Consider the following 23,420-nt stretch of genomic DNA (forward strand, 5'->3'; position numbering starts at 1 on the left):
GTGGCTAAAATGTCGCTAATTCTCCCCGCGTGGGTGCATTTATAGATCTGCACGCTGCAAATTCCACATAAATCTTGCAAACGTTTGTACGAATTGGTATAGCCGTCATGGACGATGAATTTCGCGTCATCGCCCTTCAAACAGCCTGTCTTCCCCGTCTCTTTCGCTCGCCTGGCGGCGTAGGAGACGGTCTTTTTCGGGCCTATTACACTCCAGGAGACTTTGATGGTTGCCGATACGGCCCACCTTTCTTCGGCACATATCGCCTCCGAAACAATGCGGGAACACGACCTGCTGAGCCTTGCCAGAACCTGCCTTCGCAATCTGTACGGCGAGCGCGCCGATTTCGAGGTCATTGTCGCCGAGATCGAATCCCGGGTGCGCAAGGCACAGGCCGTAAGGCCAGACGACCTGAAAGCGCTCGATTCGGCGCGTCTCAATACGCCAAAATGGTTCGCGCGCCCCGGCCGCCCCGCCTACTGCTGTTATATCGACCGCTTTTCGGACACGCTTACCGGCTGCATCGACACCATTCCCTACCTCAAGGCATTGGGCGTAGGCCTTTTTCACCCCCTGCCGCTGCTGAAGCCCCGCGCGGGCAACAGCGATGGGGGTTTCGCGGTCATGGACTATCATGAGGTCGATCCGAGACTGGGCACGTTCGACGATCTGGTCGTCCTGGCCGACACCCTGCGCGCCAATGACATTTCACTTGTCCTCGATGTCGTATGCAACCACACCGCCAAGGAACATGCCTGGGCCAAGGGCTGGGTAGCCGGCGACCCAGCCTATGCCGATTTTTACATCAAGGTGGAAACAGGCACAGAAATGCACGAATGGAATCGCCATCTGTCGGATGTGTTTCCCGATACCGCGCCGGGCAGCTTTAGCTGGGATGAGGATGTGCAGGCGTTCGTGTGGACCACCTTCTACCCTTTCCAGTGGGATCTAAACTACGCCAACCCGAAGGTCTTTCTGGCTATGCTGGATGTTCTGCTAGACCTGGCCAATTCGGGTGTGGAAGGCTTTCGCCTGGATTCGGCGGCCTATCTGTGGAAAATCAAAGGCACGATATGCCGCAACCTGCCACAGGCACATGATATCCTGAAGGCCTTCCGCAGCTACCTGTCGGTCGCTGCCCCCGGCGTTTTTCTACTGGCCGAAGCCATCGAAGGACTGGACGAAGTGCTCGGCTATTTCGGGACGGACGCCTCGCAAAGCGAATGCGATCTGGCATATGACAATACGCCGATGACGGCGCTTTGGGGCGCTCTGGCGGAAGGAAACGCCGGCGCCATGAGCGACGCTCTGCGCCTGACCCAACAAAAGCCGCCTCACGGTACCTGGCTCAACTATGTCCGATGCCACGACGATATAATATGGCAGGCGTTGAATGGATGGGTCAGCCAGGACCGGCTGTGGCACTGGTCTAATCTCTATGCTGGACAAGGCGACGGCTTTGCGGACGGTCTGGCCTTTCAGGCGCCAACCGGGCAGGCGCCATCGACATGTGGGATGGCTGCCAGCCTCTGTGGCGTCGGCAAGGATATCTTTGGCCTGGACCGCCTGAAGCTGGTCTATGGGGTGACCTATGCCCTGGATGGCGTCCCGATGATCTATATGGGCGACGAACTGGCAATGCGAAACGATGCGCATTTCCGCGACGATCCGCAAAAGGCGCAGGAACTGCGCTGGCTGCATCGCCCGCAAATGGATTGGGCGTTGGCGGAGACACGTCATGCGCCCGATACGGACGCAGGCGTCATGTTCACTTACCTCTTGAAGCTGAACCACATCGTCGCCAATATTGCGAACTGGTCGTCCAGCGCACCGGCGAAAAGCCACAGCGTCGGGGATGACCGGATTCTGTGCGTCGAGCGCGCCCTCCCTGAGGGCACATTTAGCTGCCTTGCCAATATGAGCGATAGGCCCCTTTTCATGCCCCCCAGCCTGCACGGACACGACCTGATCACCAACGCGACTGTTCAGACATTGCCCCCTTATGGCCTGGTCTGGATGATGATGCCATGAAGAGATTTATCGGCATAGAGATGGGCGGCACCAAGGTCGTATTGGCGCATGGCTCCGGCCCTGAAGACCTGAGCGTTCCCATACGCGTGCCGACGGGGCATCCGGATGAAACGCTCTCTGCCGTTATAGACAGCGTGCACGCACTGATGGCTCAGCACGGCCCCGTTGCCGGCATAGGCATAGCCAGCTTCGGCCCCATCCGTGTCAATAAAGCAGATGCGCGCTATGGCTCTTTCGGCCTGACACCGAAAGCCGGTTACAGCCACTACAATCTTCTGGCCCCAATTTCTGCCGCTTTTCCCGACCTGCCGATTGCCTTCGATACCGATGTGAACGGCGCCGCCCTTGGTGAAGGCGCCTTCGGTGGTGCGCAGGGGCTGGATAGCTTCGCCTATGTAACGGTTGGCACGGGCATAGGTCTGGGCTTGATCATGAATGGCCGACCGGCGCACGGCTTGCTCCATCCCGAAGCCGGCCACATCCTGGTCCGGCGCGATCCGGTACGAGATCCTTTTACCGGCTGCTGTCCGTTTCATGGAGACTGCCTCGAAGGTCTGGCGTCCGGACCGGCGGTCGAACAGCGTACCGGCAAACGCGGCGAACACCTGCCGGATACGGACCCGGTCTGGGGGCTTGTCGGCAACTACCTGGCCCAGCTATTCCATTCCGTCACCTTGGTTGCCTCCCCTCAGCGCGTCATCATCGGTGGAAGCGTTGGGCTCAAGCCCGCCGTTCTCGCCCAAGCGCGCACGACCCTTCATGCCAGCCTCGCCGGCTATATCGAAGCCTTGAGCACGATGGAATCGATTGACAGCTACGTCGTACCAGCCGCTTTGGGCGACCGTGCGGGCGTTCTCGGCGCCATCGCGCTGGCCGCCAGCGCCTAAAGCGCACCGCTGGAGCCGCGGACAACAAGGCTTGCGGGGATCTGCGCCGAAGACGTCATTTCGCCATTCATGCGCTTGAACAATAGGTCGACCATCAGGCTGGCTGCCAAAGGCAGGTCCTGACGGATGGTCGTCAAAGGCGGGTTGAGCGAACGCGCCATGGCAACGTCATCGAACCCGACAATCGCTATATCAGCCGGCACAGACAGACCGGCTTCGGCGATGGCGGTCATCGCACCATGGGCAATGACATCGGAGGCGGCGAACAGGGCGTCGAACCTGACGCGGCCACGCAGCAGTTTGCGGGTGGCTTCATAGGCTGAATCATAGGTAAATCGGGCCTCGATGAGGTCCGTCGCTCCGCGCAGAGGCGAGGCGTCCATCGCATCGAGATAACCGCGATAGCGACTATCGACCTCCGGGACTCGGGGTGGCCCCATGAACCGGATGGTCTTACGGCCCAGGCCTATCAAATGCTCCGTCGCCATGCGCCCCGCCGACACGTTGTCCACGCCTACGGAACAGTAAAGCTGATCTGGCAGCCGCTCCCCCCAGACCACCATCTCACGATAGCGCTGGGCCACGTCATTGATCGCGGCATGCTGGTCGCTTTGCCCGAGCATCAGCATGCCATCGAATCGATGGGACTGGATAAGGGCTCTCAACCATCCCTCTCCGGGGGCTTTTACGCGGGTCAAGTGGATATCATAGTCGCGCTTAATGACTTCCTCGGATAAGAAGCCAATGATTTCAAGCAAAAACGGATCGGTGAGTTGCTGGCCTGTCTCGTGGCCCATCGGCAGAACCAACCCGATCGTCTGGGTCCGCTGAAGGCGCAAATTACTGGCGGCACGGTTGACGACATAGCCTTGCGATTCGGCGATGGCTTCAATCTTCTTGCGCAGGGCGTCGGGCACTCTTGGGCTGCCGGCAAGCGCCCGCGATACCGTCGAAACGGACACGTCTGCCAGCCTGGCAATATCGGCCATTTTCAGTCGGGACATACTAAGCAAAGCTTTGAGTTCGCACGGTTTGACCGTACGCGTAGTCACGCGGCCGTGGCAAGTGGTTTTGACACAGGTATTAGCCGGCCGCGTCATGACGCGGCAGATCTAACGCCGCCCCTACGCCTGATACCCTCAATAACATTGGCTCATGAGACTGACACCGCGCCCCCGTCAGCGTCATAAACCGCCATTTTGACAACACCTTAATGTGACAACGGATATCCGGCTAATATATTGATATTTAAATGTATTGTTAAGTCTGCGAGCGCAGGATTTTTTCGTGGACCGTGCTCCAACGCATCCCGCCGGGACCAGACGAACGGCCCTGATTCAGCGTCGCTATTCCTTATCAGAAAGACAAGGTCATGACTTCTATCAGCGCGATAAGCGCCTATTCACCTGCGTCATCCGTACAAAGCGTACCCAAGGTATCCGATCCGGATCACGACGGTGACAATCATGCCGGTGGTTCCGGCGCAGCCCAAGCTTCGCAAGGCGGTCGTGGACCGGCTACACTCGTTACGCTGTCGGCAGCTGCCCAAGCGTCTATGAAGTCTTAGCTGCTTCACCCCGGCGAAAGGCCCCGCCTGCCTCACCTGGCCAGGACCTTTCGTCAGGCGTCTCCTTTAACGGCATTTGGCGCAAGGGTTTTGACCAGAGCCCCGGCATTCAGCACCTGAGGCAAAATGACAGGCGCGCGGCCCGGCGCATAATAGACATAGAGCGGCACCCCCGAGCGCCCGAATGTATGCAGGTAGGCCGTGATACCGGAATCCTGGCGCGTCCAGTCCCCCACCATGTAGACAGTCCCCGACGCTTTCAGCGCCGTTATGACTTTACCATCTGACAGGGCTGAGCGTTCGTTGACCTTGCAGGTGATGCACCAGGCCGCCGTCAGGTCGACGAGAACCGGTCGGCCTTGTGCCTGTAAGGTTGTCAGGCGCGACGCAGAAAAAGACTCATAGGGAATGGTGGCGAGCGTTGCCGATGCCGTTCCCGCGGCCGGCGCTTGCAGCGCGCCGAAAACTCCCGCCAGGACGCCCAATCCCATCCCCGCCCCTTTGATCCAGGGTGACGACCGGGAAAATATCAGTGTTGCGCCAATACTGACCAGCGCCAAGGCCAGCAACCAGACACCGGTCGGGCTGACCTGCTGTGCAAACACCCACACCATCCACGCCGCCGCAGTATACATGGGCACGGCCAGGGCGTGACGCAGGCGGCTCATCCAGTGCCCTGGCTTAGGCAGATATTTCGTCACGGCCGGGATACGGGTCAACAGGTGTGCCATGATTACAAACGGGGCCGCGAATCCCAGGCCAAGCGCCGTGAAAATGGCCAGCGACACACCTCCCCCTTGTGCCAGGGCCACACCAACAGCCGTCGCCATGAACGGAGCGGTGCAAGGGGCCGCTACGACGACGGCCAATACCCCAGTCAAAAACGCATTGGCGGAGGGTGACAGGCGCGCCATGCGACCGGCCGTATTGCCGGCAACGGATTGCAAGCCTTGTCCAATTTCAAACAGGCCCGACATATTCAGCGCGACCAGAAGCAGGATGAGGCTTAAGGCCGCCGTGACCGTCGGCGATTGCATCTGGAACCCCCAACCCAGCGAATGCCCAAGGAGGCGGGCGACTTCCAGCACGGCAGCCAATGAGAGAAAACTCAGCATGACGCCCACGCCATACAGAAGCGCTTCGGTTCGTGCGGCAGAGGTTTCGCGGCCAGTGCGCGTCAGCGCCAGAAGCTTCATCGACAGGATCGGAAAAACGCATGGCATAAGATTCAAGACGAGACCGCCCAAGAACGCCAGCCCAACGGCCAGGGCGAGCGCGGCCCATGACAGGCCCGCCGACCTCGGAGGCGCGGGCACTGCCGAAGCTTTGATGCGAAAACTCTGCCCGTCGCCGAGCGTCAAAATGCCGGCCATGGCGGGACCGGCTACGGTGGGCCGAGGCGCAGCCACTGTCACCCTGAAGCCCGTGGGCAAGGCGGTGATCGACTGCTTCGCAGCGGGCGCCATCACATCGGCTGATTCGTTGAAGAAATAGGCGCCGCGAACTTGGTCGTCGGACAGATGCAGTGATGGCTTGCCTTCGAGTGCCGTGAAATCAAAAACAGCACGTCCATCCCGCTGCGTCGCCGCTACGTTAAACGACAGTGGCTTTGGCAACCCAGCCATCGCTGCCGCCAGCCGGTCTCCCTTGGGTGCCGACTGCATAACGGGGACTATTATAGAAAGGTCGCGGCTAACGGGTTCGCATACGTCGCGGCAAACCAGTGTGTCGATGTGCGCCTTGATCGTCAGGTGCGTGCCCGCGGCAAGAGTATTGGCCGCGTGCAATCGCGTAATGAGCGTCGACGGCGCCTCATAGCCATAGGTCACCATGCCGCTGAACTCCAGCCGGCGCGGTGTCGGCCACTGGATCGGTTCAACCGTCACGCCCGCCGGCAATTGCCAGGTGACTTCCGCAGGCGCACCAGTCTCACCAGGATTGAGCCAATAGGTATGCCAGCCCGGCGCAGGGTTCTGGACCACACCAAGACCAAGCTCACCGCCCGGCGCGATACCATCATGCGCCGCCGTAAGGGTGATCGCGATAGCGTCATCGTCTGTCGCGGCTTGCGCCGCTATTGGAAGCACAAGACTCAATGCGAGGGCGTAAATCACCGCCTTCAGGACAGAACCCATGCTTTTACACCTTCAGATTTTAGGAAAGTCAACGCGTCCCGCCCATGCAGCATGGCAAGGGTGGACAAAATGCCCGCTTCAACGCAGGTCGGTGCGGCGACGGTCACCGACCGAGGCGCGTCGCGAACTGGCCAGCCGGTTCGCGGATCCAGGATATGACCGTAACGCACCCCCTCCTTGAAAAGATAACGGCGGGCGTCGCCGCTGGTCGTAATGGCGCCATCGGACAATTCGATAACCCCTTCCGTCCCGCTGTCATCTTCGACGGACTCAATGGCCACGCGCCACCGGCCGCCATTGGCGCGTGGACCGCTGACACGCAGGTCGCCACCAAAATTAACAAGGGCGGGTGTATCGCTGACCGTCCGCAATTGCTGAATAGCCAGGTCCACCGCATATTCTTTGGCCAGCCCCCCAAGGTCGATCTCCATGCCGGGCGGCAGTGAAATTTCAGGCGGATGCCATCCGACCTTAGACCAGCCCACACGATCACGTACGGCTTCCACCTCTTCCGGCGAAGGAATATTGGCAGAGCCGTCGAAACGCCAGACCCGACGCAAGACACCGGAGGTGATGTCGAACTGTCCCGCACTGAGGGTATAGCACTGGTCGGCGTAAGCGATCAGACCGGCCGTTTCGGCGTCCAAGGCGACAGCTTTGCCGCCGCTTTGATTGATCTGAGACACGCAACTGTCTTTGAGATAGCGACTATATTTCTGTTCGATGCGCAGGGCCTCAGCCTCGGCAATCTCGCCGAGGCTGAGCGCAAGACTTGCATCACGAGTCTCCATGCGAACTTCGCACGGAGAGCCCATGGCAGCGAACCGGTAGACGAAACCATTTTCCGCTGCGGCGAGCAGGCCCTGAGGCCGTAAGACTGCGGTGTAAGACACGCGTCCGCCTATTGGAAAGCGAAGGTGTAGCCGACGATGACGCTGGTGGCCTTTATACCCGAAAACAAGTTTTCGGTTTTCAGGTCGCCTATGGCCGTCGCCGGATGTGCCGCGCCCACCTGATTGTAGGAGTCGGCACGCACATAGAGTTCGCCGTTTGCCGTCACTTTCAAACCCACCTTAAGTCCCACGGTTGTTGCCGTGAACTTGCCAAGGCGGCTGTCCGAAGACGCGTAGTCCGGCAGCGTCTGACCGTCGACGAGATAATCCCGGAAGAAATTCGCCTTGGACTGGCTGTAGTACCGCAGGTGCGGTTCGACATATAAAGCGCTGGTGATGGCTACCCGCTCGGCGATTTCTGCCGTTACAGAGTTTATCCCCCAGCTATCGTGATACAACCGGCCCGAAATATCCGTGACCGTAGGCCCCCATGCTATCTTGTTGCCAACATATAGGCTCTGGCGGATACGGGACTTGGGGCGGCTTTCATAAAGGTATCTGACGGGTGCGCCGGCGGTACCATCAACGACCGAGATAAGACGGTAGGGATCGGTTTGATACCCGTTGGCGCTGCCTACGCTGTAATTCACCTGGGCCAGCCAGTTACGGTTCATCACCTGAGTCACCCCCAGTACGGCATTGATGACCGTTTTCGTCTGGTTAGCGCCCTTTTCAAGCGCGCTCATCTCGGTCAGCGGCTGGGGCGTACCGAAATACGGGTTCGATGTGTCATATTCCAGATTAACCGCCGCCGATACGGTCGTGTTCTTGTCGAACAGGTCGCGCGCCAGACCGAATGATCCCGACAGCGACTTGAAATCCCGCTCGGTCGACAACCCGCCGCCGAACGATAGACGCGTGACGGAGTCTATCGGCGTGGAATATCCGAGATCCACCGCATAACGCGTGTCTTTGAAACCATAATCCAGCGGCAAGACGTGCGGATCGGCCGTGTACTGGCTGGCGACGATATCGGTGCCGGGCAAGGTAACTGTCTGGCTGTGTCCCGACGCACTGGTCGTGGTCGTCTGCACGCCCTTGCTTTTGCTGGGGGAGATGAAGGTCTGGGTGGCTTTCCATGGCGCTGCACCGTTCGGCGTGGCACCGGTGAGCGAATCGGCGGTGAGCTTGACGCTCAGGATTTCGCCGTCCGAGCCGTTAAAGGTAACGGAGGTAACCGGTTCGGTGGCCTTAACCCGGCCGCCGGCTTCCTGATAAAACAAGATAGCCGTATCGACCCGTGTCAGGCCCAGATCGCTATTGGTATCGCTGCTCGGCGTGCGCGCGTCAGGCGATGGCCCATAGGCGCTGTGACTGGCCGCCGGCGACAGATCCTGGGCATGAAGGCCAGTTGCGGCGAACAGCGAAGCCGTGAGCAGCCCCAGTGTGCGTGTAAGAGCAGCGGGCGTCGATTGGATCAATTGCATCCGCAACCTCCCCCTTCAAAACCACGCCCGCCGGTCGAGCCTTCCTTGCTGAAATAGATGTGATCATCCGCAGCTGTGATATGGGGGTGAGTGTTCAAGGCCATGGCACGGGTGGCGAGCAAATCACGGTCCCAAGGCTTGACGCCAAGGGATGAACAGCCCGTCAGTCCATTCAAGCATAACAAGGTGAATACGGCACCGGCGGCAACGGCCCGGCGCATCGATTGACATCTATTTTTCACGAAGCAGGCTTTCAATTTGAGCGCGGTATTCGGCCGTCTGGGCCGGGAAGAAACCGTTGTGCACGTACCGGACCCGACCATCGCGCCCAATAAGCAATGAGGTGGGCATGTCTTTAACGCGATAGGTGCTGGCGAGCGATCCCTTGGGGTCGTAAACCACATTCAAGTCGCTATTGAGCGACTTTAGGAAGGCATCGGCCTTCTGGCGGGAATGGTCGAGATTCACGGCAATGATAACCAGGTCGTCGCCGGCGTGCGTCGCCTTCAGATTTTCCATATACGGAAAGGAGCTCTTGCAGGGACCACACCAGGACGCCCAGAAATCAAGATAAACCACCTTGCCCTTATAGGCACTGAGGTCGATAGGGCCGTCGGCGGCCCGCGCCGGGTTGAAGCCCAGCATCAGGCTGCCGGCAAACGCCAGGCAAGCCGCAGCAAGGCCACGCATCTGTTTCGCCGTCGGACGTGTTCGCGTCTTCGGTGCTAATGAAATATCTATCCGGGGCATTGTCCATCCTGTGCTGGCCACTTGCCGGATAGACACCATCCATGGAACGGACTCGTAATGGGCTGCGACGATTTTTGGCGGAGATCACGCCATGCCGCTAGCCGTAGTTTTGAAGCGCCACTTCGTAAAACTTCCTAGTCGCCTCGACCGGCGTTGGACGCCCGAACAGGTAGCCTTGAAGACTGTCACATTTTTCCGTCTTCAGAATTTGGAATTGGTCGTCGGTTTCAACCCCTTCGGCGACGGAGCATATACCCAGGCTGGTGCAGATACCCGATACAGCTCTTATGATGGCCAGGCTATCGTCGGAATGCCCCAGATCGCGAACAAAGGACTGATCGATCTTGATCTTGTCGAACGGGAAGGTGCGAATGTAGTTCAGGCTGGAATAGCCCGTACCAAAATCGTCGAGAGAAATCTTGACTCCGAGCGCCTTAAGCGCACGCAGGATTTGCAAGGCTTCCTGGGCATCCGCAATCATGATGCCTTCGGTAATTTCCAGTTCCAGGCGATGCGGCGCCAGGCCGGTCTCCCTCAGGATTGATTTTACGGTGTCTATAATGCCGCGCGAACGGAACTGCACCGGCGACAGGTTTACTGCGATGGAGAGGTGCTCGGGCATGGCCGCGGCATCGGCGCAGGCGCGGCGCAAGACCCAAGCGCCCAATTCATCGATCAGGCCCGTTTCCTCGCTCAGGCTGATAAACTCGAGCGGAGAAACGAGACCCCGGCGGGGCGACTGCCAGCGAACCAGGGCTTCAAAGCCGCTGATTATGCCCTGTTTTACGCAAAATTGCGGTTGGTACCAGACAACAAATTCGTTGCGTTTAAGCGCATGACGGAGTTCGAGCTCCAGTTGACGCCGCCGATCGACGGTCTCATGCATGTGATCTTTAAACACGCAAGCGCATCCCCGCCCCTCCGCCTTTGCCTGGCTCAAAGCCAGATCAGCATTGCGCAGATAGTCGTCCGCAGACAGGGTAGCATCGTCACTGAATTCTATGCCGATACTGACGCCGACCACAACCTGGTGCCCTTTGATATGATAGGGTGCACTTAAGCGGCTGATGATGCGATCGGCGAGTCTGTGCACATCTCCAGCGCGTTTGACATTGGTGACCAGCAAGCTGAACTCGTCACCGCTGAGCCGCGCGACCAGATCATCGACACGCAAAAGTGAGCGCAGCCGTTCGGCCGCCTGGATCAAAAGGGCGTCACCGACGGGGTAGCCAAGCGTGTCATTCACCACCTTGAAGCGGTCCAGATTCATGCACAGTAAAGCAAATCGCCTATTGCGACTCCGCCCACATCTATTGACGGCGGCCGCCAGCCGCTCGTGGAACAGGGTCCGGTTGGGCAGGTCCGTCAAGGTGTCATAGTGGGCCATGTGCGCGATGCGCGCCGAGGCAGAATGGCTCTCGGTTATATCGGCTGTCAGATCAATAAATCCGCCGTCATCCACAGGGTTACGTGAAATACGAATCACCTGACCCGACGGCCAGGTTTGTTCAATTTTGCCCGCGATGGACACGGGTATGCCAATGTGCGCCATCATGGCCAGTTGCCCCTGCAACCGCGTCGCCGCGTCCATCGTGCCGGCCCCATCGCCTAGAAGGCTGTGCGCCAGGATATCCGTCAGCCGCCGCCCCTCCGGCTTAAAGTCGGCCGGGAGCGCGTAGAGTTGCCTGAACATCTTGTTGCACACCACCAGACACTCACCAGAGTCGAACAAGCTCAAAGCCTGGGGCATGGCGTCGAGGGCGGCTTCAAACCGGATTTTATGGATATCGGATGTACGCAGGGCCGCACGCAGGCTGTCTGTCTGAAGCTCGATTTCTTCCGCCATCAGGCGGTTCGCGCGACTTGTCCGAACGCGTTGGCGATCCGTTTCGGCATAGGCCTCATTTATGGCCTGAAGAAACTGTTCCAGGTTTAGACTGCCAGACTCGCTGGCATCGCCGAGCTGTTGGGCAAGGAGACTGTGCAGAGGCTTGTCCATTACGCCACCTCTGCCAGCAAGGTTAGAGTCATGGTTTGATTGTGCAGTCCGCTCACGATGGAATTGGGATAGGGCGAGATTTCGCCATAGGAATAGAAGCCGATCTGGCCATCCTGCTCACCGAGCAAACGGGTTACGGCTCGCACCTCGTCACCGGCGCGTTGCCCCATAAGCAGTCGTCGCCCGACGCAGGAGATCAACACGCTTAAGGTCGGATGAATGCTGTCGTCGCCATTTTGCAGATCGCAAAGCGCCTGGGTGGCGGCGTCCTCGGCACCGGCCACCAGATGGCTGGGGTCTCCCTGCATAAGCCGTGCGTTCCATCCTTGTGGAATATCACCGGCGAAGGTCAGGCTTCTGGCCTCTTGGTCCACAGCCAATATCGTACGCACCAGCTTTTCGTCCGGACGCGCCGGATCACTGATTTCAAGGGGGTAGAAGAGGCCCGATGCCGGCAGGTCTGCAGCTTCGTCGCCCAGGTAGGTTTCATAGAGATCGAGGGCGGGCTTGCCGTCCAGTTCGTACAAAACTGTGCCCTCAGATCGGGTTATCTGCCGCCTCGGCCCAAAGACGTCCCAGCCACCGGCGGTGCCGTAGCCCAGACGGAGCGCCCCGCCGTAAAATCCCAAGGCCGTCACTGCGCCGGAACTGGGGACTCCCCCATCCAGCACCAGGGTTTGGGCAAACCGTGCGCCGTCTCCGGCCAAACCGCCGCTGATGCTGACCTGTGGTCCGACGACTTCGGTCAGGCCATGAACGACGGCGCTGCCATTGATATTCAAGCCGTTACCCAAAAGAAAGATCGCACGCAGGTCAGCATCGATCAGTATTTTGCCGAGTTCACGTCCGGCGGAGCGGCAATCTTCGGCGTCGTCAAAGCGCACGCTGGTCGAACGCAGACGCGTGTGGTCGAATCCCACGGCCATCGCGACCATCCCGTCGTCACACAACTGGTTGCCGACAATGGTCGTACCCGTGCTGCAACCCATGATGTGGGCATCCGGATACGCCGTTTTGAGGCTTCGTGATGCTGCTTGAGCGCTCAGGCCGTCTGTCTGGCCGAATACCAGCACCAGGTCGGGTGACCGGTTCAACTGCCTCTCGACCGGAAGATGACCTGCATCTCCCGTCAGGTCCAGTTTTTGGGTCCACATCTCGCACCTTACTTTCTCAACGTAAGACACGGCCCGATGATACACAGGTACACATGTTACGCGACACACCAACTTTTCATCGACCTTACAATCGATTGCATAACACTATTACGCGAATGATTTAAGGGCGCATGAACGGACATGCTTAATGGGTCGGTACGCTATGCGTCCGACTGCCTCAGGCAGGTAGTTTGTAAGGCGTTGGATTAAACCGGTTTGGCGGCGATAACCGCGCCATGGTAGGTGGCCGCTATAAAATCACGGACCTTCTGTGACGTCAGCGCATCTGCCAGGGCCTTGATGCGCGGGTCGTCCTTATTGTCCGGCCGGGCAACCAGATAGTTGAGATAGGGGCTATCTGGCCCTTCGATGATCAGGGCGTCCTTTTGCGGATCAAGCTTTGCATCCAGCGCGTAGTTTGTATTGATGAGCGCAAGGTCAACTTCGCCCAGGACGCGTGGCAAGGAGGGCGACTCCAGTTCCTTGAATACAAAGCCTTTCGGGTTGCCTACGACATCCTTCGGCGTGGCGGCGATATTGGCGGGGTCCTTCAGGGTAATCAGGCCATTCTTGTGCAAAAGGATCAACGCGCGACCGGTGTTGGTCGGATCGTTGGGCACAGCGATCACGGCTCCGGGTTTCAGATCGGCAATCGATTTGACCTTGCGCGAATAGGCGCCGAACGGCTCGACATGAACACCGACAACGGGCACGAGGTGTGTGCCATGTTCGGCGTTGAAGGCATTGAGGTACGGCAAGGTCTGGAAGTAATTGGCGTCGATCAGCTTCTGGTCGACCTGCAGATTGGGCTGAACATAGTCGTTGAACACCTTTATCTGTAGATCGATGCCTTTGGCCGCGAGGTCCGGCACGACCGCCTTCAGGATTTCGGCGTGTGGCACGGCCGTCGCGGCAACCGTCAGCACATTGGCCTTCGCCGCCGGTTTGGCGCAGGCGGTGACGGCCAGCGCCGACAGGACGAACAAACGACGAGAGATCATGACCGTATTCCTATCTTTTATGAAAACGCGAAACCAGCGCATCGCCGAGCATCTGCAGGCCCTGCACCAGCAAGACAATGAGCGCAACCGTGACCACCATGACATCGGTCTGGAACCGTTGATAGCCGTAGCGCACGGCCAGGTCGCCCAATCCGCCGGCGCCGACAACGCCCGCCATGGCGGTATAGGATACGAGCGCGATGGCAGTCATGGTCACCGCGGCGATCAGGCCCGGCATAGCTTCCGGCAGGAGGGTGTGGAGGATGATCTGGCGTTTGCTGGCGCCCAAGGCCCGTGTCGCTTCGACCACGCCGTGCTCGACCTCGCGCAGGGCGGTTTCAACGAGGCGCGCGAAAAACGGCGCGGCCCCCAGGACCAGCGGCGGGATCGCGCCCTTGACGCCAAGTGAGGTACCGACCAGGGCCAGGGTCACAGGAATGAGGAGGATGAAGAGGATAACGAACGGGATCGAGCGCATCACATTGACGACGAGGCTAAGCAGCCCGTAGCTGAACTTGTTCGGCGCCAGGCCGGTTGGCGACGTCACGGACAACCAGATGCCTACCGGCAGCCCAAGTATAACACTGAATATCAGCGCACCGGCCAGCATGGCCAGGGTTTGCCAGCTGGCCAGGGCGACTTCCATGCCGTCTATATGACTGAAAAACTGGCTAAGTTCGGTCATGACAGCGCCTCCACGCGAACGCCGCTGGCGGCGAGCCGCTCAATCACCCGCTCGCGGTCAGACCCGGAAATATCGACGATCAGGTGGCCGTAGGGCCCCGTCTTGAGTTCAGACACCTGCCCCGCCAGAATACTGAATCGCACATTGACGCCTTGTGTGGCTGCGCTCAGGGCGTCGCCGGTCACCACATCGCCGAAATAGGTCAGACGCAGACGCGTATCCGTCGCACCGGCCACGACCGGCGCATGTGGCAACAGATGGCGGCCCAAGGCCCTGGCAGCCTCGCTTTGCGGATCGAACAGGACCTGTGCTACCGATCCGACCTCAGCAATCCGGCCGGCGTCCAAAACCGCGACACGATCACAGATTTGCCGCACCACATCCATTTCATGCGTAACCACAACGATGGTCAGGCCCAGATCGCGGTTCAATTCCGCCAGCAAGGTCAACACGCCCTGCGTCGATTCAGGATCGAGCGCGCTCGTTGCTTCGTCGCACAGCAGGATATCGGGCGCATTGGCCAAAGCGCGAGCAATTGCGACACGCTGTTTCTGGCCGCCCGACAACTGGGCCGGATATTTATCGGCATGTTCGCTAAGCCCAACCCGCGCCAGCAGGTCATCGACCCGGCGCTGATCGTCGGCGGTGATGGTCTTTTTGGCCAGTTGCAGGGCGAATAAGACGTTCTGGCGCGCCGTCTTAGAAGACAGCAGGCCAAATGACTGAAAGATCATTCCGAGCTTGTGACGCAGTACCGACAATTGCGCCTGGCTCAGCTTGCCAATATCTGCGCCATCGATTTCGACGGTGCCGCGTGTCGGCGTCTCCAGACGGTTGATAAGCCGTATAAGGGTCGATTTGCCCGATCCCGACGGGCCGATAACGCCGAAAATTTCACCGCGCGCAATGCCGAGGCTGACACCTGCTAAGGCATCCTGGCTACGCCCCTTCAAGGCAAACCGCTTGGCCACATCGCTTAATTGTATCAGGGACACGATCTGATCCTAAGAAGACAAGGGCGGTTTGTAGCGGATGCAGGCGCGCAACGTAAAGGCTGTTCTTTAAATCTACACTCTTTTTGTCTTCATTAATGGAAAGGATATCAGCCTCAGTTGAGCCCCGCTTTCTTCCACGCTCGGCAAGCCGTCTCGCCGAGGCCTAAATTGTTATCGGAGCAAATCCGCCGGCTGCGCCTTATTCAGCACGCCCAGGGAAAAAAAGCCGGATACAGCCGCGATCATCAGCAGGCCCACGCCGACCGGAAGCGTGACATAGGGCGGAAAGGACATGGGGACATGGATCCACCCGGCCAGACACCAGACGAGCCCCGTAAACACACCCGCCAGCCCCAAGCCCAGAATGCCGACCCATAGGCTCAATTCCATCACAATGAGACGCAGGCTTGACATCGGCACGCCCAGTGCGCGCAGGCCGGCAAACTCCTTGATACTCGCCGTAATAGCGCCCTGGAGAATTTGCCAGGTAATCACCACGCCTATGAAGGTCGAAACAACGACGCTGAAGCCCAGAATTATGGAAATGCCCCCTTCCTTGAGCAGGGCGATCTGACTGCGCTCCGATAGGGTTTCGCGTGTCCACGCGCGGTATTCCCCGCCCCCCATGGCGTTGATTTCCGCCGCTACCTGCCGGGCAAGCTGCGGGTCCCTGATCTTGACCATAATGGCGCCGACGCGGTTGCTTTCACGAAAAATCTGCAGCAGCTCAGCCGTACGCCGCGACATATATATCGTGCAATTGAACAGCGCCGGATAGCCTTCGATAATTTCGCTGACCTGGACACGCCGTCCGTTAATCTTCGCCGCGTCTCCTTTCGCGACGCCGAGGCGGGCAAGGGCAGATTTATCGATCAGAACCGAATAGGGCGCCTTCAACGCGTCAACCGCCTGGGCGCTGAAGTCCGTCGGCAAGGTCACGGACCCTTCCACAGGGTCCACTATGGCAATCAGGACGCCTTCGCTTTTCGAGGGCTGCCCCGCCTTTGGGAAGTTGGCCCAGGATGCCCACCCCGTATCGAAGGATTGCGCTTCAAGCACCTGGGGGTGATTATACATCATCGGTATGAGCCGGCGGGGCTGACTGAAGCCATTATTGTAAAGACTTTCAGATTGCGGCGACAGGATCATCACCTCGGCGGGCGAATGGTCAACGGTCGCGGTATTGGATTTTCCCATGCCGACAAACATGCCGACCATCGACAGGACAAGCAGGCCGGAAACAGCCAGGGCAACAATGGCGGTGACGTAGCGCCGCCATTCATAGAGCAGGGTTAGAAAGGCAAGTGACATAGATGGTTTACGGCCTTCGAAAGAGAGAGGGCACGTGCGTCGACCACGGTTTGACCCTTGCGGCGCTGACCGACAGCGTGCTTAAAAAGACGGATAAACACAGGCGCCGCCATCCCGTTAATTGCGATGACGCAGACGGTTGCGGACAAGGGACGAACGGTTATGAAGATGGCATCGAGACTGTCCGGCGGGTGGCTGGCGGATACTCACGGGCTGCGTCTGACGCCATTGCTGATCATGGTTGGCGCTGTGACATCGGTTGTCGTCGCAACCAACATCACGTCGGAATGGATCGACGGCCTGTTGAGAACCGGGGATGTGTCCTTGTGGCCCGCCATGAACGGGGGCAGCAGCGCGGCCGCCATTCTTGTCCTGTGTCCTCTGATCTTCCGGTTCTATCGGCGCCTATCGCAGCGCGCCTTGCCAAGAAGCCGGCTGGTGATCCTACACGTTTTGGCGGCCTGCGTTTTCTGCATGCTGCACGTCGGGATCATGGTAGCCCTTCGCAAATTAATCTATTCGGTCGGCGGAACGCCCTACGATTTTTCGACCGGCAACCTGTCGCTGCAACTCATCTATGAGGCACGCAAGGATGCCCTGACCTACGCGGTGATCGTCGGTATGATCTGGATTTCCGATTGCTTAATCGCCACCCGCCGAAAGGACACGCCGTCAGACCCGACGGGACATATCAGCATCAAGATTGACAACCGTGTACACTACGTCGCGCAAAACCAGATTCTATGGATATCCGCCGCCGGCAATTACATTGAACTGTTCGTCAGTGGCCGCGAACGGCCCTGGCTCGTTCGCGACAGTCTCGGCGCCTTTCAGTCGCGATTGCCCGCCAGTACTTTTACACGCATCCATAGGTCCCATATGATCAACCGCCTGTTTCTAAGTGACGTCGCCCTGGCGCCATCGGGTGATTTCACCGTGACGCTCAAGACCGGTCACCAGATTCGGGGCAGCCGCCGGTTCAGGAAAAACCTGGACGTCTAGCGTTGACCACAGGCAGTCATACCAGCCCTGCCCTGCGTCAGACCTTTTTGAATCCCGGGGTCAATGCAGGGTGACGACGTTGTTTAGTTGCGTGATCTCCTTGCCGTCGGCCAGCCGTACCCGAACGCTGAGGCCTGCCACGGTCGTACGGTTCGCCAGCTTGAGTTCGACCCTGGCAGTGTGAGGCTTGAGGTCCGCACACCCTGGCAGGGGTGGCGTCTTCGCCTGCGCCAGCACTCGGCCACCTGCATCGATCACTTCGACCCAACCCGCCGGCGCAGCCTGAATGCCGAGGCTATGAACCGTAACGCTGATGCGTCCTCGCTTCACGTCGACGTCATCCACGCCTATGCCGAGGTCGGGCCGGCCTTCCACCGCGTCTGTGGGGGTCATGAGCTTGAACTCGTACACCGTGGTCTGGCCCGGGCGGAAGGATACGTCCACGCCAACTGTCTTTTCGAACGCGATCGTCGCCGTGTCCGTTACCCCGGTCAGGTTATCGTTGGCATCGCCGGACCCCGATGTCACCTGCCATTGGCCGGCGGTTACATTCCATCCCGTCAAAGTTGCCCGGACCGGGCGGTCACTGGTATTGTAAGCGATGACCTTGAACTGGTCGCGCGCTGCATTCGGCATCAGAATGGCAACCTTCACCGCGTCCTCCGGCTCAGCGAAGGCCCAGCTTACTGTGTTGCCGGGGTATATGTTGCCGCGCACCGTAGCGACGCCGCCCAGCCGCGAGCGTTGCAGATACTGGCTGTCGGCCTCGACGCGGTCGGTCCACCAATGCCCCTCGGTCTGTGTATACAGGGTAGTCCCCTGTTTTTTCAGTTCGGCGGCATACAGGTCTTCCAGGTAAGTCTTGTCGCCCGTCATTTCCCAGGCAACGAATTTTTCCAGGTTGCCGCCGCCAGCCTTTGCCTTGCGCACCGCCGCCGCGCCCCAACTATCCTGCATGTGGAGCACATTGACCAGATCTTCGTTCAGGCTGGCGATGGGGCGTATGTTGTCGGCTTCAGCCACGATGCGCGCACCGCCGACCGTGAAGGAGTCGGATTTATTGGCTTTTTCAACGGATGAAAAAATCGGTGCGAGATACGCCTTGTCACCGGTCCAGCGATAAGCAGTCCAGAATATCTGCATCGGTGCGGACCCGGCCGGTAAATCACCGCGCGTGGCATCCGTCCGCCAATTGATTTCATCTGGAAACGTCATGATGCCCTTCGCGTCCGGTTTGCCGTGGGCCAGGATACCGTCAGCTAAGCCCGTCACAACCGTCTTGCTGGTCGGATCACCGTTGAATTCGCCCATCAGAATGCCGGGATGAAGCACCAGATACGAATAGTATTTACCCCATTCCCACGGCCCTTCGCGGTAGCTATCCGTCCCGCTGTACCAATTGGTGTTGAAGTGCCGATGCCCGGCACTATTGACTGAAATGATACGGTCATAGGCAGCAACCGTGGTCATCAGGCGTTCGACCACCTTGGGGTTGCCATAGTTCAGATACATCGCGCCGCTATTGGTATTGATGCCTTCTTCATAGACGTGCAATTCGTCGGTCATGATGGTCGACAATCCATTTGTCATCATACCGTTACGGTATATGGCGTCAGCCACGCGCATCTGGGAGACGCGGATTTTTTCACTGTCGACGCCCATGAGCGCAAGGCCGGGCCATTGTCCGACCAGGTCGGAATCGTCGGACAATCCGCCACCGAAGTCGCCGAAATCGGATTGGCGGTTGTCGATCCACCAGTTGACGAATTGGCGCACGCCCTTCAAGTCTTCCAACTGCCGGAAGGCCCATAACGGTACGCCGGCGGGCGGTGTCGGCTGGGTAAATGGCAGGACACCTTGGCTACCGAAGGTGATATCGGCCCAATATTCCCTTGCCAGCAGATTATCGGGATCGACACGCAGCAAGTCGGTCGCATCGGCGACGACCCGTTCATAAAGGCGTTCACGCTTGCTGGCCGTATGTTCCTCAACGAGGAAGCCCCAGTTGTCCTTCACCTGGTTGAAGCGATCCGCAATGTGTTCGGTCAACGCCGCCTTCCGATCCTTAAAGACAAGACGTATCTTCGTGCCGTTAAGGGCAGCGGCGTCGAAGTCCTGATCGAAACCGGCAAAGGTCAGGTACAGGCTTTTGTTGGGCAGGATGCGGTCGCGCAGGTCGAACCACAGGGTACGCGCCTCGTTTGGCTTAACTGATACGGTGATATCCAACATATTGCGTTCCGGCCAAATCGGGTCCTTGACCTGGATATTGAGCGGATAAAGACCGTCCGGCCCAGGCTTGACGTTCAGCGCGGGTAGATCGATGGCGATTCCGTCCAGGCCGTCATGCATGTTCTCCCAACCATATCCCCACGAACGATAGAGCATCAAATTGGCGGGCGAGGCGCCGTATTCATAGGGAATGAGAACATGCACTAGCGGAAGCCGGCGCCCATCGGCCGCTGGTGCGGGTCTTGAAGGGGCCGCATCCGGCAAAGCGACCACGGTTGTGCGCGCATCCGGCGTATAGCGGCCCGCGATGAAGGTGTTCAGTTCCGTCAAATTGGGGGAATCGGGCAACGCGTTGCTTCTTACCGTATAGGTTTGTGTGACTGTACCCTTTGGCACCGCACCCGGCGTAATATTGTAGGCTGCTATCTCCTGAATCGGCGTTTCCTGGGCGATATTGGTAAAGCGCAGGACGCCACCGGTCATCGGTTCGGCAAATTGGTTGAAAGTCCGTTCCTGATCCTTGGCCCGCGTCGCGATCTGGCGGGGCCTACCCTCCGCGTCAGCGGCATAGGTCAGGCTGCCATAGGCCGCCCCTTGAATCTCAAGGTGGTTCCAAGGCTCCTTCGGTAAGGTCAGGGTTAGCGTCTTGCCGCCGTCGACATAGGTGTTCCAGTCGGGCAAAGGGAAATAATCATTGCGGCCGGGCAGCCGGGACCGATTGTAGACGCCGGGCCAGGTCGTTTCGCTGATGCCGTCCGTCGCCTTATACATAAAGGCCTTTATATCCTTGGTATCGGCGAATTCGACCTTGCGGATAGATGTCACCGGCGCGCTCAGGGCAACCGGCGTATCGCCGGGCCGGTTCCAGCCGTACCGCAGGTTCCACTCGGCCCGGGTAGCTGCATCGCTCAGACTGGCCGCGGGCTGGGCCGGCACGTCGGGCGCCTGATTGCGCGCCAGCGTCGCGATTTGCTGGTCATCGAGCCCATGATCGTAGATGCGCAGTTCATCATAGTCGCTGCCGCGCATGAAGTTATAGCGGCTCATGACCTGGTGCGGCGAAACCGCCCGCGCGGCCATGCCAAATTGGTCGAGGCCGCTGTCGAGTACGGCCACCTGGGACTTGGCGGCGACGGCATTGCCGTTGACATACAGTTTTACGCCGGTGTTTTCATCCCACGTGAAGGCCAGATGCGTCCAGGCATCCGGTGCGGGCAACTGATCGAGCTTGAACGACACGCGAATACGCGCCAGGTTATTGTCTGTCACAAACGCATCGTAGCCGTGGCCATTCCAGTCGATACGCAACCAAACCATGTCCCAACTGGTATGATCGGCATAACCAACGCGATAGATGACAAAGGGCCCACGGCCCACGGGTGTGCGCGAGCGCCAGAAGAAGGACGCCGTGCCGCGCTGGGCGTAGATATTGCCTGGCGCTTTCCAACTGAGGACATTATCGTCGTTCGTCTGAAGCGCGCCGCCGGAAATACCGTTCGGCACGATGGCCACCTTGTCAGCAAAGTTCGGCACGCCGTCACCACGGGCGAAATCGGCAATCAGGCTCTTGTCGGCGGACAGATGGAATAAGAGGCCGCTGCTGTCCGCTCCCGTTCCCGCTGCGTCCCCTTGCCCTGCCCACGCCAAGCTGAAAAGGCTCAATAAAGCCAATCCTATCCGGCGCTGAAACGCTCGCGCGCGCTGTTTCGATGTCATTGCGTTCCCATCCCTTACCTGCCGGTGACCCGGTTTTTTCTCAAGTCTGAGACGATGGGTAATCCTTATTGTATAAGGATGTCAACCGGTGTCATTTTTGTCGTTGGCTTCACCATTACGTGACTCATAACGCAAACAATGACATGTGATTGGGAACCTCTACGTCACAGAGCCAAAGCGAGTGGAAAAGTACTAGGACCGACAAATTGTTCCTTTGAAATTTCTCCTCACCCCTCTTTACGTCCCCATTGTTGCGCAATCTCTTCAAGACTGCGGCCCTTGGTTTCCGGGACAAACAGAAAAGCGAACAGCGCCTGAAGCAGGCAGGCGGCAGCCAGCAGGCCAAAAGTGATAGCCTGACCAAGACCGGCAAACAGGGAGGGGAAGATAAACACGACCACGCCATTGGCAAACCACTGCACAAGCACCGGCACGATCATGGCGCTGCTGCGGACCTGATTTGGGAAGATTTCCGGCACCAGGGTCCAAAAAACCGGGCCGATGCAGGACGCAAAGAACATCAGATAGGCGACCACAAGGATGAGCACGACCATGCCTGTGAAGTGCCCGGTCAAGACGGCGACCACCAGCGCGACAAGGGTCAGCCCCATGCCAATGGAGCCAAAAATATAGAGCGGCCGGCGACCGAGGCGGTCGATGACCCAAAAGGAAATGAGGGTAAAGACCAGGTTGGCGATCCCGACAACGAAGGTCGATAAAAGTGCCGCGTCGATATTAAAACCGGCCGACTTGAAGATAATCGGCGCGTAATCGATGACCGTATTGACGCCGGAAAAATGGATAAGGATCGCCAAGCAAAAACCGATGATGATAGGGATGCGAACACTCGGCTTCAGTATATCGGCCAGGCGTGGTTGCCCTTCCTGAAGGGAGGCCTCTATCTCCTGCGTCTCCGCAATGGCCGCGCGCTCCCCTATTGTGCGGACAAGTATATTTCTGGCCTTGTCGCTCTTGCCCTTACGAACAAGATATCGCGGCGTTTCCGGAGCCATAAGCATCAGCACCAGATAAATGGCGGCCGGGATGGCGCCCGTATAGAACATATGGCGCCATGCATCGGGCCCGCCGTTACGCAGGGCATAGTTGATGAAATAGGAAACCAGTATACCAATGACAATTGCGGTTTGATAGAGCGCGCCCATCCGCCCGCGCAAGGAGGCGGGTGCGACCTCAGCAACATACATCGGCGCCACCAGCGAAACGGCGCCCACGGCTATCCCGCCAAGAAAACGGGCAATATTGAAGTTCAGAAACGTATCGGCCATGCCGGTGGCCACGCTTGTGGCGGCAAAGACCAGCGCCACCGCGATCATCACTGCCCGCCGGCCGAATATATCCGCCAGAAAGCCGGCCAGAGCAGAGCCTATGACACAGCCGAACAGCAGGGAACTGAAAGCAACCCCCAATTCGACCGGATTGAGGTGGAACTGCTGTTCGATGAAAGGCCCGGCACCGGTGATGATGGCGATATCGAAGCCAAACATAAGCCCGCCCAACGCGCCGATGGCGGACAAAAGCAAAACAAACGGTCCGTTAATCTCGTCCAGGCCCGGACCATGCCTGCCACCGAATTCACTGGATTGCGACCCACCCGCCATACTGAACCTCCTGTAA

General features: G+C 58.8%; 17 protein-coding genes and 1 pseudogene. 4 read left to right on the forward strand and 14 right to left on the reverse strand.

Annotation, left to right across the window (positions count from 1 at the left end):
- Positions 1–225: 225 nt before the first annotated feature.
- Both RCJ00_RS07370 and RCJ00_RS07375 read left to right on the forward strand, forming a co-directional pair.
- Positions 226–2,031, forward strand: coding sequence for an alpha-amylase family glycosyl hydrolase (locus RCJ00_RS07370; protein WP_316221150.1), 1,806 nt, complete (start codon positions 226–228; stop codon positions 2,029–2,031).
- Complete coding sequence (locus tag RCJ00_RS07375; protein ID WP_316221151.1) at positions 2,028–2,918, forward strand: ROK family protein; 891 nt, start codon at positions 2,028–2,030, stop codon at positions 2,916–2,918. The genes RCJ00_RS07370 and RCJ00_RS07375 overlap by 4 nt, the downstream gene beginning before the upstream one ends.
- Here the strand turns inward: RCJ00_RS07375 and RCJ00_RS07380 are convergent.
- Entirely contained in the window at positions 2,915–3,922 is a 1,008-nt protein-coding gene (locus RCJ00_RS07380; RefSeq protein ID WP_316221152.1) for a LacI family DNA-binding transcriptional regulator, read from the reverse strand. The genes RCJ00_RS07375 and RCJ00_RS07380 overlap by 4 nt on opposite strands.
- A 368-nt stretch (positions 3,923–4,290) precedes the next feature.
- Here RCJ00_RS07380 and RCJ00_RS07385 point away from each other — a divergent pair, with 368 nt between their 5' ends.
- Entirely contained in the window at positions 4,291–4,485 is a 195-nt protein-coding gene (locus RCJ00_RS07385) for a hypothetical protein (RefSeq protein ID WP_316221153.1), read from the forward strand.
- 53 nt (positions 4,486–4,538) lie between these two features.
- Here the strand turns inward: RCJ00_RS07385 and RCJ00_RS07390 are convergent, their stop codons facing one another.
- From RCJ00_RS07390 to RCJ00_RS07440, 11 genes and pseudogenes are all read right to left on the reverse strand, one after another.
- Positions 4,539–6,620, reverse strand: coding sequence for a protein-disulfide reductase DsbD family protein (locus RCJ00_RS07390; RefSeq protein WP_316221154.1), 2,082 nt, complete (start codon positions 6,618–6,620; stop codon positions 4,539–4,541).
- The gene (locus RCJ00_RS07395) at positions 6,605–7,513 is read right to left on the reverse strand and encodes an FAD:protein FMN transferase (RefSeq protein ID WP_316221155.1); all 909 of its coding nucleotides are present in this window, start codon (positions 7,511–7,513) and stop codon (positions 6,605–6,607) included. The genes RCJ00_RS07390 and RCJ00_RS07395 overlap by 16 nt, the downstream gene beginning before the upstream one ends.
- An 8-nt stretch (positions 7,514–7,521) precedes the next feature.
- Positions 7,522–8,940, reverse strand: coding sequence for a DUF3570 domain-containing protein (locus tag RCJ00_RS07400; RefSeq protein ID WP_316221156.1), 1,419 nt, complete (start codon positions 8,938–8,940; stop codon positions 7,522–7,524).
- The gene (locus RCJ00_RS07405; RefSeq protein ID WP_316221157.1) at positions 8,931–9,263 is read right to left on the reverse strand and encodes a DUF4266 domain-containing protein; all 333 of its coding nucleotides are present in this window, start codon (positions 9,261–9,263) and stop codon (positions 8,931–8,933) included. The genes RCJ00_RS07400 and RCJ00_RS07405 overlap by 10 nt, the downstream gene beginning before the upstream one ends.
- Positions 9,172–9,540 (reverse strand): annotated as a pseudogene (locus tag RCJ00_RS07410) (TlpA disulfide reductase family protein); the annotation flags it as partial. The pseudogene RCJ00_RS07410 and the gene RCJ00_RS07405, both read right to left, overlap by 92 nt.
- 247 nt (positions 9,541–9,787) lie before the next feature.
- Positions 9,788–11,689: a putative bifunctional diguanylate cyclase/phosphodiesterase gene (locus RCJ00_RS07415; protein WP_316221159.1), complete on the reverse strand. Its 1,902-nt coding sequence runs from the start codon at positions 11,687–11,689 to the stop codon at positions 9,788–9,790.
- On the reverse strand, positions 11,689–12,843 hold the full coding sequence (locus RCJ00_RS07420; RefSeq protein ID WP_316221160.1) for an FIST signal transduction protein: 1,155 nt from the start codon (positions 12,841–12,843) through the stop codon (positions 11,689–11,691). Before RCJ00_RS07420 ends, RCJ00_RS07415 begins: the two co-directional genes overlap by 1 nt.
- A gap of 206 nt (positions 12,844–13,049) precedes the next feature.
- The gene (locus RCJ00_RS07425) at positions 13,050–13,844 is read right to left on the reverse strand and encodes a MetQ/NlpA family ABC transporter substrate-binding protein (RefSeq protein WP_316221161.1); all 795 of its coding nucleotides are present in this window, start codon (positions 13,842–13,844) and stop codon (positions 13,050–13,052) included.
- A 10-nt stretch (positions 13,845–13,854) separates the two neighbouring features.
- Positions 13,855–14,529 carry a methionine ABC transporter permease gene (locus tag RCJ00_RS07430; RefSeq protein WP_316221162.1) on the reverse strand — a complete coding sequence of 225 codons (675 nt, stop codon included), beginning with the start codon at positions 14,527–14,529 and terminating at the stop codon, positions 13,855–13,857.
- The gene (locus RCJ00_RS07435; protein ID WP_316221888.1) at positions 14,526–15,518 is read right to left on the reverse strand and encodes a methionine ABC transporter ATP-binding protein; all 993 of its coding nucleotides are present in this window, start codon (positions 15,516–15,518) and stop codon (positions 14,526–14,528) included. The genes RCJ00_RS07430 and RCJ00_RS07435 overlap by 4 nt, the downstream gene beginning before the upstream one ends.
- Positions 15,519–15,695: 177 nt before the next feature.
- The gene (locus RCJ00_RS07440) at positions 15,696–16,835 is read right to left on the reverse strand and encodes an ABC transporter permease (protein WP_316221163.1); all 1,140 of its coding nucleotides are present in this window, start codon (positions 16,833–16,835) and stop codon (positions 15,696–15,698) included.
- A gap of 168 nt (positions 16,836–17,003) precedes the next feature.
- Between RCJ00_RS07440 and RCJ00_RS07445 the strand changes: the two genes are divergently transcribed.
- Positions 17,004–17,837 (forward strand): LytR/AlgR family response regulator transcription factor, encoded by an 834-nt coding sequence (locus tag RCJ00_RS07445; protein WP_316221164.1) that lies wholly within the window; start codon positions 17,004–17,006, stop codon positions 17,835–17,837.
- A 60-nt stretch (positions 17,838–17,897) separates the two neighbouring features.
- Here RCJ00_RS07445 and RCJ00_RS07450 read toward each other — a convergent pair whose 3' ends face one another.
- Both RCJ00_RS07450 and RCJ00_RS07455 read right to left on the reverse strand, forming a co-directional pair.
- On the reverse strand, positions 17,898–21,731 hold the full coding sequence (locus RCJ00_RS07450; RefSeq protein WP_316221165.1) for a LamG-like jellyroll fold domain-containing protein: 3,834 nt from the start codon (positions 21,729–21,731) through the stop codon (positions 17,898–17,900).
- A gap of 281 nt (positions 21,732–22,012) precedes the next feature.
- Complete coding sequence (locus RCJ00_RS07455) at positions 22,013–23,404, reverse strand: sugar porter family MFS transporter (RefSeq protein ID WP_316221166.1); 1,392 nt, start codon at positions 23,402–23,404, stop codon at positions 22,013–22,015.
- Between the last annotated feature and the right edge of the window lie 16 nt (positions 23,405–23,420).

Origin of the sequence: Asticcacaulis aquihabitans, assembly GCF_032490435.1 — a bacterium.
Lineage (GTDB): Bacteria > Pseudomonadota > Alphaproteobacteria > Caulobacterales > Caulobacteraceae > Asticcacaulis.